This window comes from Deinococcus sp. NW-56, from assembly GCF_002953415.1.
Taxonomy (GTDB): Bacteria; Deinococcota; Deinococci; order Deinococcales; family Deinococcaceae; genus Deinococcus.
On the sequence record NZ_CP026516.1, the window covers coordinates 79,757 to 92,908 of the forward strand.

Below are 13,152 nucleotides of genomic sequence, written 5' to 3' on the forward strand. Positions count from 1 at the left end.
ACGTCGAAATGATTCGAATGGCCTACCGCTCGCCGTGCGGGGGCAGAGGGCTCACCTGTTCCCTCACCAGCCCTCGATCTGCCGTCCGGCCTCGAACGCCGCTATTCCCGCCGCCACCGCCAGATTCAGGCTGCGGCCCCCGCCGGGTTGCGGCAGCCTCAGCGTGGGGAGGCCCTCCCGCAGCCAGCTCGGTAGCCCGCGTGACTCGGGGCCGAACAGCAGGTGGTCGCCGCGCCGAAAGCCCGCCCGCGTGTGCAGCGTGGTGGCGTGGGTGGAAAAGGCCCAGACCCGCGCGTCAGGGGGCAGGCTGGCCTGATACGCGGTCCAGTTCGCGTGCTCGTGGAGCGTCACGCCCTCCAGGTAGTCCATCACCGCGCGGCGGAATTCGCAGTCGTGCAGGTGGAAGCCGAAGGGCCGGATCAGGTGCAGCTCGGCCCCCAGCACGGCGCAGGTGCGGGCCACGTTGCCGACGTTCCCGGCCTTCTCTGGTTCGTACAGGACGACGTGCAGGAGGGGGCCAACCCTGGGAAGTTCAGTCACGGTCGCGCACCAGCAGCGCGGTCACGCGCACCTGCACATGGTCGGGGGCCAGCCCCTCGGAGGTCTTGAAGCTCACGCCGACCTCCGTTTCGGGGAGGCCCAGCAGCCCCGCCACCGTGCGGGCGATCTCGGCCCGCAGCGGCCCCAGCTTGGGGCGGTCGAGGGTAACGACCAGGGCCACATTTGCCGGGCGGTACTTCCACTCCCGCACCAGGGTGAGGCTGTCCCGGAGGATCACCCGCGAGTCCAGTCCCGCGTGCTCGGCGGCGGTGTCCGGGTAGTAGTGCCCGATATCCCCCAGCGCGAGGCCCGAGAGCAGGGCGTCCGCGACCGCGTGCAGCACGGCGTCGCCGTCCGAGTGGGCGACTGCGCCGCGTTCGGCGTGCGGAATGGGCACGCCGCCGAGGACCAGGGGGCGGCCTTCTTCCAGTCGGTGCGCGTCCTCGCCGTAGCCGATGCGGTAGGGAAGGGGGGAGGTCATGGGGGGAGGATAGCGGGGAGCAGTCAGTCGTCAGCCCTCCACCTCTCCGGCTCCCCGAGTCCCGTCCCGCAGCGCCGCCGCAAAAGCCGCCGCGTCCTCCGGGTAGACCTCCACGGTCAGCTCGACGCCGGAAGCCGTGTACGCCTCCTCGCCCCGCGCGGTGTCGAAGGTGCCCAGCAAGTGATACAGCACGCTGAGGTGCTCGAAGGGGACCCGCACGGTCAGCGGCTGCCGGGGCCGCACCTCCAGCCGGGGCGCGGTGCGGAGGCACTCGGCGGCGGTGCCCCCGTAGGCGCGGACCAGTCCGCCCGTGCCCAGCTTGACGCCGCCGTAGAAGCGCACCACGACGACCATCACGTGGTCTACCCCCTGTCCCTCGATGGCCCGCAGGATGGGAGCGCCCGCCGTCCCGCCCGGCTCGCCGTCGTCGCTGAAGCGGTAGGCGGGGCCGATGCGGTAGGCCCAGCAGTGGTGGGTGGCACCGGGGTAACGCTCCCGCAGGGCGGCCAGGTGCGCCAGCGCCTCCTCCGGGGTGTCCGCCCGGTGGGCGAAGGCCAGGAACTCGCTGTTCTCGATCACCGCGTCGTGACGGTGCTCCCCGGCGAGGGTGGTGAAGGGGGCGGGCAGCGCGGTCACAGCAGGCCGCGCTCCACGAGGTGCCGCCGCGCGTGCCACAGGGTCAGGCTGCTGGGGCCGTCGTGAATCTCGCCCGCCTCCAGCATCCGGTAGACCTCGGGGAGGGGCAGGGTCACCCGCTCAATCACCTCGCCGTCCTCGTGCGCGGTGTCGCCTAGCCGCACGCCCAGCGCCAGCATCGAATAGAACACCACCCCGCTGATGCTGGGTTGTGGGTAGAAGCCGGGGAGGGGGACCCACTCCCCCGCCACGCCGCCGACCTCCTCCGCGAGTTCGCGGGCGGCGGCCTCCAGCAGGTCCTCGCCGCGCTCGACGCCCCCGGCCACGACCTCCCAGACGGTCGCCCCCAGCGGATAGCGGAACTGCCGGATCAGCACGGCCTCGCCCTCCGGGGTCACGGGCAGCACGAAGGTGGCGCGGGGACCACGCGGGCGGTACTGGTAGCGCACTTCCGCGCCCGAGGGAGTCTGCACCCGGTCTTCCAGGACCACCCGGAATCCGTCCACGAGCACCCGCGAGGAGAGCGTCTTCCAGGGCTGTACCCCGCCGGGCACGAGCGCGGCCCAGTTGGGATGTTCCGGCGGTGGGGGGGTCATGCGGGCAGGCTACCGCAGAGCGCCTCCCGCTAGACTGCCGGGGTGATCGTCAAGTACGGCGGCAACGCCATGAAGAGTGAGGCACTGCGCCGCGCCGTTGCCCACGAAATCGCCGCCCTCCGCGCCGAGGTGCCCGTCGTGGTGGTGCACGGGGGCGGCCCGGTCATTGAGCGCGAACTGGGCGCACGGGGGATTGCCTCCGAGTTCCGGGGGGGGCTGCGGGTGACTTCGCCGGAGGCGATGGACGTGGTCGAGATGGCGCTCTGTCAGCTCAACAAGCAGCTCAGTCAGGAGGTCGGGGCCGCCGTGGGACTGATGGGCCGTGACGCGGGGCTGCTGCGGGCTGAGGTGCTTGACCCCGCGCTGGGACGGGTGGGCCGCGTGACCGGGGTGAATGGGGCGCTGCTGCGGACCCTGATCGGCGCCGGACTCACGCCAGTGGTGGGCTGCGTGGCGGTCGGGCCGGACGGCGAAGCGCTGAACGTCAACGCGGACACAGCGGCTGGGGCGGTCGCCGGAGCGCTGGGCGAGGGCATCGTCTTTCTCACCGACGTGGACGGCATCTACCGCGCCTACCCCGACCCGCAGAGCCTCGCCGGACACCTCACCCGCGCCGAGGCGGAAGCGGGCATCGCGGAAGGCTGGATCGCGGGCGGCATGATCCCCAAGGTGCGGGCGGCGCTGGACGCGCTGGACGCCGGGGCACCTTTCGCCGTGATCGCCAGCGGCATGCGGGGGGGGGTGCTCGCGGCGGCCGCGCGGGGCGAGGCGGGGACGCGGCTGACGCCCTGAGGGGCCTTTAGCGCACCCGGCTGAAAACCAGCGTGTCGCGCAGCTCGGCGGGATTGTCCGCCGCCACGTCGTCATTTTTCAGCGTCGCGTCGAGCGTGTACCCCAGGGCGCGGGGAATGCAGGCACTGCGCCCGTTGCGGGCGTCCGTGCGGATTTCGAGGCGGCGAAACCCCAGGCCACCGTCCTCCTGCGGGCGCAGGGCGAAGTCGGTCAAGGCCCCGGCCACCTCGGTCGCGTAGCCCTGTCCGGCGTGCCCGGTGGCGATCCAGTACCCGATCTCGCCCTTGGGAACGCGCCAGTCCAGCGCGTGGTAGCCGCTGCTGCCGACAAAGTCGCGCCCGTCCGCGCTCCAGACATGCAGCCGCAGATTTTCGCCCGCCGCGTAGTCCGCCGCCGCGCGGGTCAGGTTCTCCACCGTCCCGGCGAGGTCGAGGGGGTCCTGCGCCCAGACCATCCAGCGCTGCAATTCGGGCAGGGAGGCTTGAATCGCGGCGTGAAGGGCGGGGGCGTCGTCGGGGTGGGGCGGGCGCAGGAGCAGACGGGGGGTGCGGAGTTCGCTGGGGAGAAGCGGAGGCTTCACGGAATCAGCGCCTCCAGTCGCCCCAGCCGGTCCCGCAACGTGCCTACATCGGGCGCGACGAGGTTCACGTGCCCCACCTTGCGCCCCGGCCGCGTGGCCTTGTGGTAGAGGTGAATCCGCGTGCCCGGCAGCGCGTCAATGGCCGCCCAGTCGGGTTCTCGCCCGTCTGGGGTGCCCACCACATTCACCATCGCCGTGGGGTGGAGGGGCGCCCAGTCGGTCAGCGGCAACCCCAGCACCGCCCGCACCTGCGCCCCGAACTGGCTGACCCCGCCCCCGTCCTGGGTGAGGTGCCCGGAGTTGTGGACGCGTGGGGCGACCTCGTTGGCGAGCAGCTCGCCGCCCGGCAGCGCGAAGAATTCCAGGGTCAGCAGCCCTTCCAGGCCCCAGGATTGCGCGACCGCCCCAGCCAGGGCGCGGGCCTGTTCCTCCGTCCCGGCGGGCAGGGCGGCGGGCCATACGCTCGTCCGCAGAATCCCGTCCCGGTGCACGTTCTCCACGAGCGGCCCGAACGCCACCTCGCCTGCCGCATTGCGGGCCACCGCGAGGCTGACCTCACGCTCGAAGGGCACCAGCCCCTCCAGCACGCAGGGCACGCCCCCCAGCTCGGCCCACGCCGCCCGCAGCTCCTCCTCGCTCCCCACCCGGCGCTGCCCCTTGCCGTCGTAGCCGAGTTCGGAGGTCTTCAGCAGGCCACGTCCGCCCACCCCTGCGAGTGCCCCGGCGAGATCAGCCTCCCCCTGCACCTCCACGAAGGGCGCGGTGGGCACCCCCGCTGCCCGCAGCGCCTCCTTCTCGCGGGCGCGGTGCTTGGAGCGGGCCAGCAGGGCACCGCCGGGCCGCACGGGAACGCGGCCCTCCAGCGCGGCGAGGGACTCGACGGGTACATTCTCGAACTCCAGCGTCACCGCGTCGCAGGCCGCCAGCCGCTCCAGCCCGGCGGGGTCGGTGTAGGGGGCCAGCAGGTGCTCGGCGCACAGGCGGGCGGGGGCCTGGGGGTCGGGTTCCAGCACGACGCAGCGCACGCCCAGCGGTAAGGCGGCCAGGGCCAGCATCTGCGCGAGCTGCCCGCCGCCCAAGATACCGAGGGTCCGGCCCGGAGCGCTCACTGTGCCCCTGCCTGCGGGTGTCCCTCAAAGAAGGGATCGTCCAGCACCGCCTGGGTCTGGGCCGCGCGGAAGGCGTCCAGCCGTGCCCGCACCTCGGGGTCGGTGGTGGCGAGCAGCCCTGCGGCGAAGAGGGCCGCATTTTTCGCCCCCGCCTCCCCGATGGCGAAGGTGGCGACCGGAACCCCGGCGGGCATCTGCACGATGCTCAGCAGGCTGTCCTGGCCCGACATGGCCCGGCTCTGCACCGGCACCCCCAGCACGGGCACCCGCGTGAAGGCCGCCAGCATCCCCGGCAGGTGCGCCGCGCCCCCCGCCCCCGCGATGATGCAACTCAGGTTCAGGCGCTCGGCCCGCGCCGCGTAGGAGGCCAGCAGCCCCGGCGTGCGGTGCGCCGAGAGCACCCGGACCTCGTAGGGCACCCCCAGCCGGGCGAGCAACTCCAGCGCCCCCTCCATCGTCCCGAAGTCGCTGCGCGACCCCATCACCACGCCCACGCGGGGCCGCCCCGTCTCGCCTGTCGCCGGAAGGTCCGTCACGGCCCGCATCCTACCCGCTGGGCCGGAGGCGGCACTCCGCTTCGTCGCCGCGTGTCCTGGGCGGCCACTCCACCCCGTGCCGCCTCCCTCCTGGCTTCTCACTCCGTTCGGCCCAGAACGCAGGCTTCTGGGCAGGCCCTATCCTGCCCCATGCGCGTACAGGACCTGAACTGGGAGGGCGTGGAAGCCTTCCTCCGCCGCGATGACCGCGCCGTGCTCCCGCTGGGCTGCACCGAGCAGCACGCCCGCCTCAGCCTCGCCACCGACACCTTGCTCGCCGAGCGGGTGAGCGTGGAGGCCGCCGAACCGCTGGGCATTCCCGTCTTCCCGACCTTGCCCTACGGCATCACGCCGACCTTCACGGCGTACCCCGGCACCGTCAGCCTGCGGGTGGGCACCTACCTCGCCCTGCTGGACGACCTACTCTCCGGGCTGTACGCGCAGGGGTTCCGGCGCCTGCTCATCGTGAACGGGCACGGCGGCAACAGCCCCGGCCAGGGCTGGCTGGGCGAGTGGCTGGCGCGGCACCCGGGCGCGCGGGTGCAGTGGCACAACTGGTGGAACGCCCCGCGCACCTGGGCGGCGGTGCAGGCGACCGACCCCCTCGCCAGCCACGCGAGCTGGATGGAGAACTTCCCCTGGACCCGGCTGGAGGAGGTGAGCAGCCCCGCCGAACGCAAGCCGATGGTGGACCTCGCCCGGATGCGGCAGCTTCCCCCGGCGGAGGTGCGGACGCTGCTAGGGGATGGCAACTTCGGCGGCTTCCCCCAGCGCCCCGACGCCGAGATGGAGGCGATCTGGCAGGAGGCAGTGCAGGAGACGCGGGACCTGTTGGAAGGTGGCTGGGCCTCCTGACGGGCGCTACCCTCCCCCCATGACGCCCGACTCACCCGATTACGACTGGTTATATGGCCGCACCCGCGCGGGCCGTGAGCGGGGACCGGGGGGAGCGCGGGCGCTGCTCGAGCGCCTGGGCCGCCCCGACGCCGCCTTCGGAAGCGTGCGGGTCGTCGGCACCGATGGCAAGGGCAGCACCTGCGCGATGCTGGAGGCCGGGCTGCTGGCCGCCGGGGTCCACGTGGGCCGCTTCACCAGCCCGCACCTCCAGCGCTACGAGGAACGCGTCCGGGTGGGAGGAGAGGAGATGGACCCCGCCCGCACCGCCGCCTTTATCGAATGGGCGAAGGTCCACGTGCCGGACGCGGCCTTCTTCGACCTCACCCTGGCGCTGGCGTGTCAGGTTTTCGCCCAAGACGGGGTGGAGATCGCCGTGATGGAAGCTGGAGTGGGCGGGGCCTCGGACGCGACGGCGGCGCTGACGGACGTGCGGGCGGTGGCGCTGACGAACGTGGCCCTCGACCACGTCGCCACCCTGGGGCCGACCCTGGCGGACATCGCCCGCGACAAGGCGGGAGCGGCCCGGCCCGGCGTGCCCCTGCTGAGCACCGCGACGGGCGGGGCGCTGGCGGTCGTGTGCGAGGTGGCAGGGGGAGTTGGCGCCCCCCTCTTCACTCCGGACACCCACCCCGACCTGTTCACCCTGCCGCATCCGCCTCGCCTGCCCGGACCGCACCAGCACGCCAACGCGGCTCTCGCGGCGGCCACCCTGCGAACGCTGGGCCACCCGGAGGGCGTCGAGGCTGCCCTGAGGGCCACCTTCCCCGCCCGGCTGGAACGCTTCGAGGTGGGAGGCAAAACCATCTGGGTAGATGGGGCGCACAACCCCCACGCGGCCCGGGCGCTCGCGGCCAGCCTGCCGGGAGGCGCGGACGTGCTCCTCTTCGGCGGCCTCGCCCGCAAGGACACGGCGGCCACGCTGGAGCCGTTGCTGGAGCTGGCCCCACAGCGCGTCTTCACGTCCCCCGGCGACCCGGCTGCCCCGCCAGAGGAACTGGGTGCCCGCTACGGCGGCGCGGCCGTGCCCGACGTGGGAGAAGCCCTGGCCCTGGCCCTGGCGCAGACGCCCCCCGGCGGCACCCTGCTGGTGGCGGGGAGCCTGTATCTGGCGGGAGCGGTGCGGGGCCTGCTTGACAGGAGAGGAGCGGGCCGCTAGACTCCTTTCCGCTCTGGGTCGTTAGCTCAATTGGCAGAGCAGCTGACTCTTAATCAGCGGGTTGTAGGTTCGATTCCTACACGACCCACCAGACCGGAAGCCCCGCACGGAGCGGGGCTTTTTCTATGCCTCGGCGGGGCGGGGCTGGGTCACTCGCGTCAGCGGCCCCGGGGCCTCCTCAGGCCCTGTGGAGCGAGCAGGGCGAGAGACCGCGCCGGACAGCGGCCTGCGTGGAGTGGATGGGGGGCTGCCGTGCCCGGGGAGACACCGACCCCTGCGGTCAGTCTGCGGCTAGGCTCAGGGTTCGGCGGCCAGCCTGACGAGCGGGCACGGGCAGCGTCCTGGCATACCACGTCATCACCGGGCGGGCGTCGAGCGCGAAGGTGTAGCCCAGGCGCTCCCAGAATCTGGCGCCGCGCGGGTTGTCGCCCAGCACGCTCGCCAGCACGCGGGTGATGCCGGGGGGCACCCGGCCTTCCAGGTCGCGCACGGCCCGCTCGCCCAGCCCCTGCGACTGCCGGTCTTCGCGGATCAGCAGCAGGTTGATGGTGAGGTCGCCCGGTTCCGGATAGTCCAGCTTGTAGTCCAGGCTGCCCACGAACTCGCCCGCGTCGTCGTGCAGCAGCTCCAGGCGGCGCCGGGGATCAAGCAGGGCGATCTCGACGTCCCGCGTGACCTCGGCGGGAGTGGGGACGCGGGTGCCGAGCAGGGCGAAATAGCCGGGGGCCGCGGCGTACAGGGCATGCAGCAGCGGCGCGTGCTGGAGGGCAAGGGGAGTGGCGTTCAAGGTGGATGCCTCCCGTCCGGTGGGCGGGACCAGAGTGGAGCAGGGGAACCGGACAGGTCGCAGCATACGCCCGCTCTGCCTCCCCGAAGCGTGAAATGCCCTCCAGACCCCGCTTGAGCCTCGCTTCACCCGCCGGGGGAGGGGGGTGCGCTACCCTGCCGGGATGACCTCCGGTTTCTACGCCCGGCGACTCCAGGCCCCCGGCGCCGTCCTCGCGCCGATGGCCGGGTACAGCGACGCGCCCCTGCGCCAGCTCGCCGCCGAGCAGGGAGCGCTGTGGACCGTCAGCGAGATGATCAGCTCGCGCGGTCTGGTGCTGGGCGGCGAGTCCGAGAAACTCACCCTGGGCCGCCCCTACCCCGGCGAGCAGAACCGGGTGGTGCAGCTCTTCGGCGCCGAGCCGGACATTCTGGCCGAAGCGGTGCGCCGCGCCGAGGCGTGGTTCACCCCCGCTGCCATCGACCTCAACATGGGCTGCCCGGTCCCCAAGGTGCGTGGACGCGGTGGGGCCTGTCTGCTCCAGACGCCCGAGGTCGCCTACGACCTGATCACCGCCATGCGCGGCGCGACCCGGCTGGACGTGAGCGCCAAGATTCGCCTGGGCTGGGACGAGAACCGCAGCGTGGAGATCGCGCAGGGCCTCGCGGCGGCGGGAGTCAGCCTGATCACCGTGCATGGCCGCACCAGCGCCCAGCGCTATACCGGCGAGGCCGACTGGGAGGCCATCGCGCGGGTGGCGGCGGCGGTTCCGGTGCCGGTGGTGGGCAGCGGGGACGTCCTGTCGGCGGCGCAGGCCCGCGCCCGGCGGCGGGAAGCGGGGGTGGCCGCCGTGATGATCGGGCGCGGGGCGGTGGGCAATCCCTGGCTCTTCCGGGCGCTGGCGACGGGCGACGACGCCCTCCCGCCCGCCGCCGAGCGTGCCCGCACCGCCCTGCGGCACGCCGAGCTGCACGTCGCCTTCTACGGCCTCGACCGCTTCGGCCTCGCCAGCGTGCGCCCGCTGCGGAAGGTCTTGCCCCGCTACCTCCCCGATTACCCCGAGCTGCGTGACGCGCTCGTGCAGGTGGATACGGTGGCGGACGTGGCGGCGGCGCTCTCGCCCCTGCTGGACGGGTCCTCATGGTCGCCCGCGCCCGTGGGGGTCAGCGCGTATGCTGGGAGGCGTTCATGAACGTCCGCGAGTACTACACCTACCTGTCCGGCGCACGCGAGGAGTTGCAGAACTTTCTGCGGGCCTTGCCGGAGGCCGAGCTGAACCGCCCGCTGATCGAGGGCGGCGACCGCTTCCGGTCCATCAAGGACCTGCTGCTGCATGTCGTGGACGTGGAGGACCACTGGATTCACGACGTGGCGCGGGGCGGGCAGGGGGTGTCCTCCCGCTACCCCCACGACTGGGTGCGCCCCCAGGCCGAGGGCTACGCGCTGAGCTGGATTCTGCAGTACGGGAGCGAGGTGCAGGAGCGCACCCGCGCCTTTCTGGCGACCGAGCCGGATCTGGAACGCCGGGTGGCGCTGATTCAGGACGATCCCGGAAGCGAGACGGTCACGCTCGACGCCCTGCTGTGCCACGTCCTGACCCACGAGGTGCGCCACACCGCCCAGATCGCCCTGCTGATCCGGATGCTGGGACACACCCCACCGTGGCTGGATTTCCTGCGTTTCGTGCGGCCCCAGCCTGCCCCGGCCCAGGGCTGAACCCGCCCCGAGTGCGGCCCCCGTCCCGGCTGCCCGGGGGGCTTGCCCTTATACTGCCCAGGTTATGCGGACGGTGACGGTAGGCACGCGCGGCAGCACACTCGCGCTCGCGCAGACGCGGTGGGTGGTGGCCCGCCTGAAGGAGGAGTGGCCGGAGACGGACTTCCGCATCCAGACCATCAGTACCCAGGGGGACCGCAACCGCGGCAGCCTGGAAGCGATGGCCCAGAAGGGCAACCGGGGCTTCTGGGTCAAGGAGATCGAGGAGGCCCTCCTCGGCAGCCGCATCGACATCGCGGTGCATTCCCTCAAGGACCTGCCCACCGAGCAGCCCGAGGGCCTGGAGGTGTCCTCCATCCCCAAGCGGGTGGACGCCCGCGACGTCTTGATCGGCAAGGAGGGCATGAAGCGCCTCGCGGACCTGCCCGAGGGTGCCCGCGTGGGCACGAGCAGCATCCGCCGCAAGGCCTTCCTGCGGGCCTACCGCCCCGACCTGCAGGTCATCGACCTGCGCGGCAATATCGACACCCGGCTCGCGGCGCTGGGCACCCCCGACTACGACGCGATCATCCTCGCGGCGGCGGGCCTGATCCGCACCGAGATGCGCCACCGCATCGACGAGTTCGTGGAGCCCGACCTGCTGTTGCCCGCGCCGGGGCAGGGCGCCCTGGCGCTGGAAACCCGCGCCGACGACGACCTCACCATCGAGGTGGCCTACGCGATCCACGACCACCTCACCGACGACCGGGTGACCGCCGAGCGCGAGTTCCTGGCCGGGCTGGGGGCAGGCTGCATGGCCCCGGTGGGCGCCCACGCGACCGTGGGGGGCGGCGTGCTGACCCTGGAAGGCTGGGTGGGCGCGGTGGACGGCTCGAAGGTGATCCGCGCGACCAGCTCCGGCGACCCCGCCGAGTGTGCCGACCTGGGGGCCGAACTCGCCGCCGACATGCTCGCGCAGGGGGCGGCGGCCCTGATCGACGCCGCCCGGCCCTGAGGCCCCGCCTTTGAAAACGTGGCCCCGCGTCCTGACCGTCGCCCTGCTCGCGGCAGCGGTGTGGTTCGGCATCGGCGTGTGGCAGCGTACCCGCGCGGGAGTGGACTTTGAGGCGGCGGCCCGCGCCGAGTTGCCTCTCACGCTGGTGATCTTCGTGGTTGCCGCCGGGTGGGTCCTCGTCTCCGACCGGGTGCGGGGCCGCAAGTGAGCCTGGCGGGGCGCCGCCTCGCGGTCATCCACACCGGCGGCACCATCGCCAGCCGCCCCGATCCGGGCGGGCCGGGCCTGACCCCGCAGGAGGCGCCCGCCGTGCCGGGGCTGCCGGGGGTCATGGTCACCGCCCACCAGCCCTTTCGCCTGCCGAGCCCCCACGTCACGCCGGGGCACATGCTGGAGCTGGCCCGGCTGATCGAGCGGCTGGCCCCGGACGCCGACGGCATCGTCGTCACCCACGGCACCGACACGCTGGAGGAGACGGCCTTTTTCCTGCACCTCGCGCTGACGACCGACACGCCGGTCCTGCTGACGGGTTCGATGCGCCACGCCGAGGAGGTGTCCTGGGACGGTCCCGGCAACCTGCTGGACGCGGCGCACGTCGCCCTGCATCCAGACTCGCATGGCCGGGGGCCGCTGGTCGTCTTCGGCGGCGACCTATTCGACGCCCGCACGGTTACGAAGGTTCACACCAGCGCGGTGGACGCCTTCGGGGGCTATCCCGGTCCCATCGGGCGCATCGACCGAACGGGGGAGACGGCCCACCTGCGCTTCTTCGCCCGGCCGGAAGCGCGGCCGGTGTACGCGCCCGCACGGGTGGAGGCCCGCGTGGAGATTCTCTACGCCTACGCGGGCTGGCAGGGCGAGGGCTACGCCGAGGCCGCTGCCCGCGCCGACGGGCTGGTGATTGCGGCGCTGGGCACCGGCAACCTGCCCGCCGAACTGCTGCCCCTCGTCGCCGCGAGTGCCGGGGCCGGGCAGCCCGTCGTGATCGCCACCCGCACCCACGCCGGGCCGATTCTGCCCGTGTACGGTTATCCCGGCGGCGGGGCGACCCTGGTGGCCGCCGGGGCGATTCCCGCGAGCTTCCTCAACGCGCACAAGGCCCGGCTGCTGCTCCTGCTGCTGCTCAGCCTGGACTATGGGCTGGAGGAGATCCGTGGGGTCTTCGGGGAGGGACAGTTCTGAGGAACGGGCGTGGCGGTCCGCCTCACAGGTTCCACCCACCCGCCACCTCCAGCTCCTGCCCAGTCACGTAATCGCTGGCCCGCACGAAGTACAGCGCCGCGTCCACGAGTTCCTCCACCGTGCCCACCCGTCCGGCGGGAATCTCGCGCAGGGGCTGACTCACCGAGGTTTCGATCACCCCCGGCGAGACGACATTCACGCTGACGCCCGTGCCCGCCAGCACCTTGCCCAGCGCGTGCGAGAGGTGCAGCACCCCCGCCTTCGCCACCGCATAGGGCACGATCCCCGGCCGCGCGACGAGGTGCCGGGCGCCCGCGTACCCCAGATTCACGATGCGCCCGAAGCCTGCCGCCTGCATCAGCGGGGCGGCGGCCTGACAGGTGGCGAAGGTGGCGGTCAGGTTGCTGCCCAGCATGTCGGCCCACTCGGCGTCGGTGGTCTCCAGCAGCGGCTTGTGGACATAGTTGCCCACGTTGTTCACGAGCACGGCGAGGCCCCGGCCGGGGAAGGCCCCGTGCGCCGCCGCCACCAACGCCCGTGCCTGCACCGGGTCGGTGAGGTCGGCCTGGAGGGTGGTCGCGGGCACCCCTTTTTCCTCGCACAGCCGGGCCGTTTCCCCGGCATCCGCCTGACTGCCCCGGTAGTGGACGGCCACCGCGTAGCCTTCCCCCGCGAGCGCGACCGCCAGTGCCTGCCCGATGCCCCGCGCCGCGCCGGTGACGAGGGCGGTGCCCTTTCCTCCGGCCTCCGTCACCGGGCCTCCCGCCAGGCCAGCTCCACCAGCGTCCGGGTGTAGCTGTTCAGCGGCAGGGTCAGGGCTTCCTCCAGCGTGGCCCACGACCAGTCCACGATCTCCTCGTTCGGGGTGACCGTCAGCGAGGCCGTGCGGGCGAAGAAGTCCACCAGCAGCAGGTGCGCGGGCTTGTGGAACTCGGGGCTGAGAACGGCCTCCTGGGTCTGGGCGTAGCGCACGTCGGTGAGGTCCAGGCCCGTCTCCTCCCGGAACTCCCGGATCACCGCCGCCTCCAGCGTCTCGCCCCAGTCCACCTTGCCGCCGGGCACGCCCCACAGGCCGCGCCATTTGGTCGTCTCGACGAGCAGCACGCGCTCTCCCGGTCCCCACACCAGCGCCCCCACGCACACGACAGGTCTGTCCATGAGGAGCAGGGTA

Annotated in this window: 18 protein-coding genes and 1 tRNA gene; 9 read left to right on the forward strand and 10 right to left on the reverse strand. The window is 72.8% G+C overall.

Going from position 1 to position 13,152, the window contains the following annotated elements:
- Window positions 1-63: 63 nt before the first annotated feature.
- From C3K08_RS00415 to C3K08_RS00430, 4 genes are read right to left on the reverse strand one after another with little or no spacing between them, the layout of a single operon-like run.
- On the reverse strand, window positions 64-540 hold the full coding sequence (locus C3K08_RS00415; protein ID WP_104989540.1) for a tRNA (cytidine(34)-2'-O)-methyltransferase: 477 nt from the start codon (window positions 538-540) through the stop codon (window positions 64-66).
- Window positions 533-1,021, reverse strand: coding sequence for a 2-C-methyl-D-erythritol 2,4-cyclodiphosphate synthase (gene ispF / locus C3K08_RS00420; protein WP_104989541.1), 489 nt, complete (start codon window positions 1,019-1,021; stop codon window positions 533-535). Before ispF ends, C3K08_RS00415 begins: the two co-directional genes overlap by 8 nt.
- Before the next feature lie 30 nt (window positions 1,022-1,051).
- Window positions 1,052-1,657: a YigZ family protein gene (locus C3K08_RS00425; RefSeq protein WP_104989542.1), complete on the reverse strand. Its 606-nt coding sequence runs from the start codon at window positions 1,655-1,657 to the stop codon at window positions 1,052-1,054.
- Window positions 1,654-2,253, reverse strand: coding sequence for an NUDIX domain-containing protein (locus tag C3K08_RS00430; protein ID WP_104989543.1), 600 nt, complete (start codon window positions 2,251-2,253; stop codon window positions 1,654-1,656). The genes C3K08_RS00425 and C3K08_RS00430 overlap by 4 nt, the downstream gene beginning before the upstream one ends.
- Before the next feature lie 42 nt (window positions 2,254-2,295).
- Between C3K08_RS00430 and argB the strand changes: the two genes are divergently transcribed.
- Window positions 2,296-3,045 (forward strand): acetylglutamate kinase, encoded by a 750-nt coding sequence (argB, locus tag C3K08_RS00435; RefSeq protein WP_104989544.1) that lies wholly within the window; start codon window positions 2,296-2,298, stop codon window positions 3,043-3,045.
- Window positions 3,046-3,052: 7 nt separating this feature from the next.
- Here the strand turns inward: argB and C3K08_RS00440 are convergent, their stop codons facing one another.
- From C3K08_RS00440 to purE, 3 genes are read right to left on the reverse strand one after another with little or no spacing between them, the layout of a single operon-like run.
- Window positions 3,053-3,625 (reverse strand): GNAT family N-acetyltransferase, encoded by a 573-nt coding sequence (locus C3K08_RS00440; protein ID WP_104989545.1) that lies wholly within the window; start codon window positions 3,623-3,625, stop codon window positions 3,053-3,055.
- Complete coding sequence (gene purK / locus C3K08_RS00445; protein WP_234009236.1) at window positions 3,622-4,680, reverse strand: 5-(carboxyamino)imidazole ribonucleotide synthase; 1,059 nt, start codon at window positions 4,678-4,680, stop codon at window positions 3,622-3,624. The genes C3K08_RS00440 and purK overlap by 4 nt, the downstream gene beginning before the upstream one ends.
- Before the next feature lie 50 nt (window positions 4,681-4,730).
- Window positions 4,731-5,279: a 5-(carboxyamino)imidazole ribonucleotide mutase gene (gene purE / locus C3K08_RS00450; RefSeq protein ID WP_199776954.1), complete on the reverse strand. Its 549-nt coding sequence runs from the start codon at window positions 5,277-5,279 to the stop codon at window positions 4,731-4,733.
- A 141-nt stretch (window positions 5,280-5,420) separates the two neighbouring features.
- Between purE and C3K08_RS00455 the strand changes: the two genes are divergently transcribed.
- From C3K08_RS00455 to C3K08_RS00465, 3 genes are all read left to right on the forward strand, one after another.
- A complete protein-coding gene (locus C3K08_RS00455; RefSeq protein ID WP_104989548.1) occupies window positions 5,421-6,125 on the forward strand; it encodes a creatininase family protein in 705 nt (234 codons plus the stop codon).
- Between the two features lie 19 nt (window positions 6,126-6,144).
- Complete coding sequence (locus tag C3K08_RS00460) at window positions 6,145-7,323, forward strand: glutamate ligase domain-containing protein (protein ID WP_104989549.1); 1,179 nt, start codon at window positions 6,145-6,147, stop codon at window positions 7,321-7,323.
- Window positions 7,324-7,338: 15 nt separating this feature from the next.
- Window positions 7,339-7,414: transfer RNA gene (locus C3K08_RS00465), tRNA-Lys, on the forward strand.
- Between the two features lie 189 nt (window positions 7,415-7,603).
- Here C3K08_RS00465 and C3K08_RS00470 read toward each other — a convergent pair.
- Window positions 7,604-8,110 carry a GNAT family N-acetyltransferase gene (locus C3K08_RS00470; protein WP_104989550.1) on the reverse strand — a complete coding sequence of 169 codons (507 nt, stop codon included), beginning with the start codon at window positions 8,108-8,110 and terminating at the stop codon, window positions 7,604-7,606.
- A 163-nt stretch (window positions 8,111-8,273) separates the two neighbouring features.
- Between C3K08_RS00470 and C3K08_RS00475 the strand changes: the two genes are divergently transcribed.
- The 5 genes from C3K08_RS00475 (at window position 8,274) to C3K08_RS00495 (ending at window position 11,981) form a co-directional block, all read left to right on the forward strand.
- A complete protein-coding gene (locus C3K08_RS00475) occupies window positions 8,274-9,281 on the forward strand; it encodes a tRNA-dihydrouridine synthase (protein ID WP_104989551.1) in 1,008 nt (335 codons plus the stop codon).
- Window positions 9,278-9,805, forward strand: coding sequence for a DinB family protein (locus C3K08_RS00480; protein ID WP_104989552.1), 528 nt, complete (start codon window positions 9,278-9,280; stop codon window positions 9,803-9,805). The genes C3K08_RS00475 and C3K08_RS00480 overlap by 4 nt, the downstream gene beginning before the upstream one ends.
- Window positions 9,806-9,869: 64 nt before the next feature.
- Window positions 9,870-10,799, forward strand: coding sequence for a hydroxymethylbilane synthase (hemC, locus tag C3K08_RS00485; protein WP_104989553.1), 930 nt, complete (start codon window positions 9,870-9,872; stop codon window positions 10,797-10,799).
- Window positions 10,800-10,809: 10 nt separating this feature from the next.
- The gene (locus C3K08_RS00490) at window positions 10,810-11,007 is read left to right on the forward strand and encodes a hypothetical protein (RefSeq protein ID WP_104989554.1); all 198 of its coding nucleotides are present in this window, start codon (window positions 10,810-10,812) and stop codon (window positions 11,005-11,007) included.
- Window positions 11,004-11,981 carry an asparaginase gene (locus tag C3K08_RS00495; RefSeq protein WP_234009104.1) on the forward strand — a complete coding sequence of 326 codons (978 nt, stop codon included), beginning with the start codon at window positions 11,004-11,006 and terminating at the stop codon, window positions 11,979-11,981. The genes C3K08_RS00490 and C3K08_RS00495 overlap by 4 nt, the downstream gene beginning before the upstream one ends.
- Window positions 11,982-12,003: 22 nt before the next feature.
- On the opposite strand, the gene tmpR is transcribed toward C3K08_RS00495, so the two are convergent.
- Both tmpR and C3K08_RS00505 read right to left on the reverse strand, forming a co-directional pair.
- Window positions 12,004-12,735, reverse strand: coding sequence for a bifunctional dihydropteridine reductase/dihydrofolate reductase TmpR (tmpR, locus tag C3K08_RS00500; protein WP_104989556.1), 732 nt, complete (start codon window positions 12,733-12,735; stop codon window positions 12,004-12,006).
- Window positions 12,732-13,139 carry an NUDIX domain-containing protein gene (locus C3K08_RS00505; protein WP_104989557.1) on the reverse strand — a complete coding sequence of 136 codons (408 nt, stop codon included), beginning with the start codon at window positions 13,137-13,139 and terminating at the stop codon, window positions 12,732-12,734. The genes tmpR and C3K08_RS00505 overlap by 4 nt, the downstream gene beginning before the upstream one ends.
- Between the last annotated feature and the right edge of the window lie 13 nt (window positions 13,140-13,152).

Bases quoted from the DNA above. Each gene is read 5' to 3' on its own strand.
- ispF (WP_104989541.1), bottom strand. From the start codon at position 1,021: ATGACCTCCCCCCTTCCCTACCGCATCGGCTACGGCGAGGACGCGCAC.
- C3K08_RS00430 (WP_104989543.1), bottom strand. From the start codon at position 2,253: ATGACCCCCCCACCGCCGGAACATCCCAACTGGGCCGCGCTCGTGCCC.
- purK (WP_234009236.1), bottom strand. From the start codon at position 4,680: ATGCTGGCCCTGGCCGCCTTACCGCTGGGCGTGCGCTGCGTCGTGCTG.
- purE (WP_199776954.1), bottom strand. From the start codon at position 5,279: ATGCGGGCCGTGACGGACCTTCCGGCGACAGGCGAGACGGGGCGGCCC.
- C3K08_RS00455 (WP_104989548.1), top strand. From the start codon at position 5,421: ATGCGCGTACAGGACCTGAACTGGGAGGGCGTGGAAGCCTTCCTCCGC.
- C3K08_RS00460 (WP_104989549.1), top strand. From the start codon at position 6,145: ATGACGCCCGACTCACCCGATTACGACTGGTTATATGGCCGCACCCGC.
- C3K08_RS00475 (WP_104989551.1), top strand. From the start codon at position 8,274: ATGACCTCCGGTTTCTACGCCCGGCGACTCCAGGCCCCCGGCGCCGTC.
- C3K08_RS00480 (WP_104989552.1), top strand. From the start codon at position 9,278: ATGAACGTCCGCGAGTACTACACCTACCTGTCCGGCGCACGCGAGGAG.
- hemC (WP_104989553.1), top strand. From the start codon at position 9,870: ATGCGGACGGTGACGGTAGGCACGCGCGGCAGCACACTCGCGCTCGCG.
- C3K08_RS00505 (WP_104989557.1), bottom strand. From the start codon at position 13,139: ATGGACAGACCTGTCGTGTGCGTGGGGGCGCTGGTGTGGGGACCGGGA.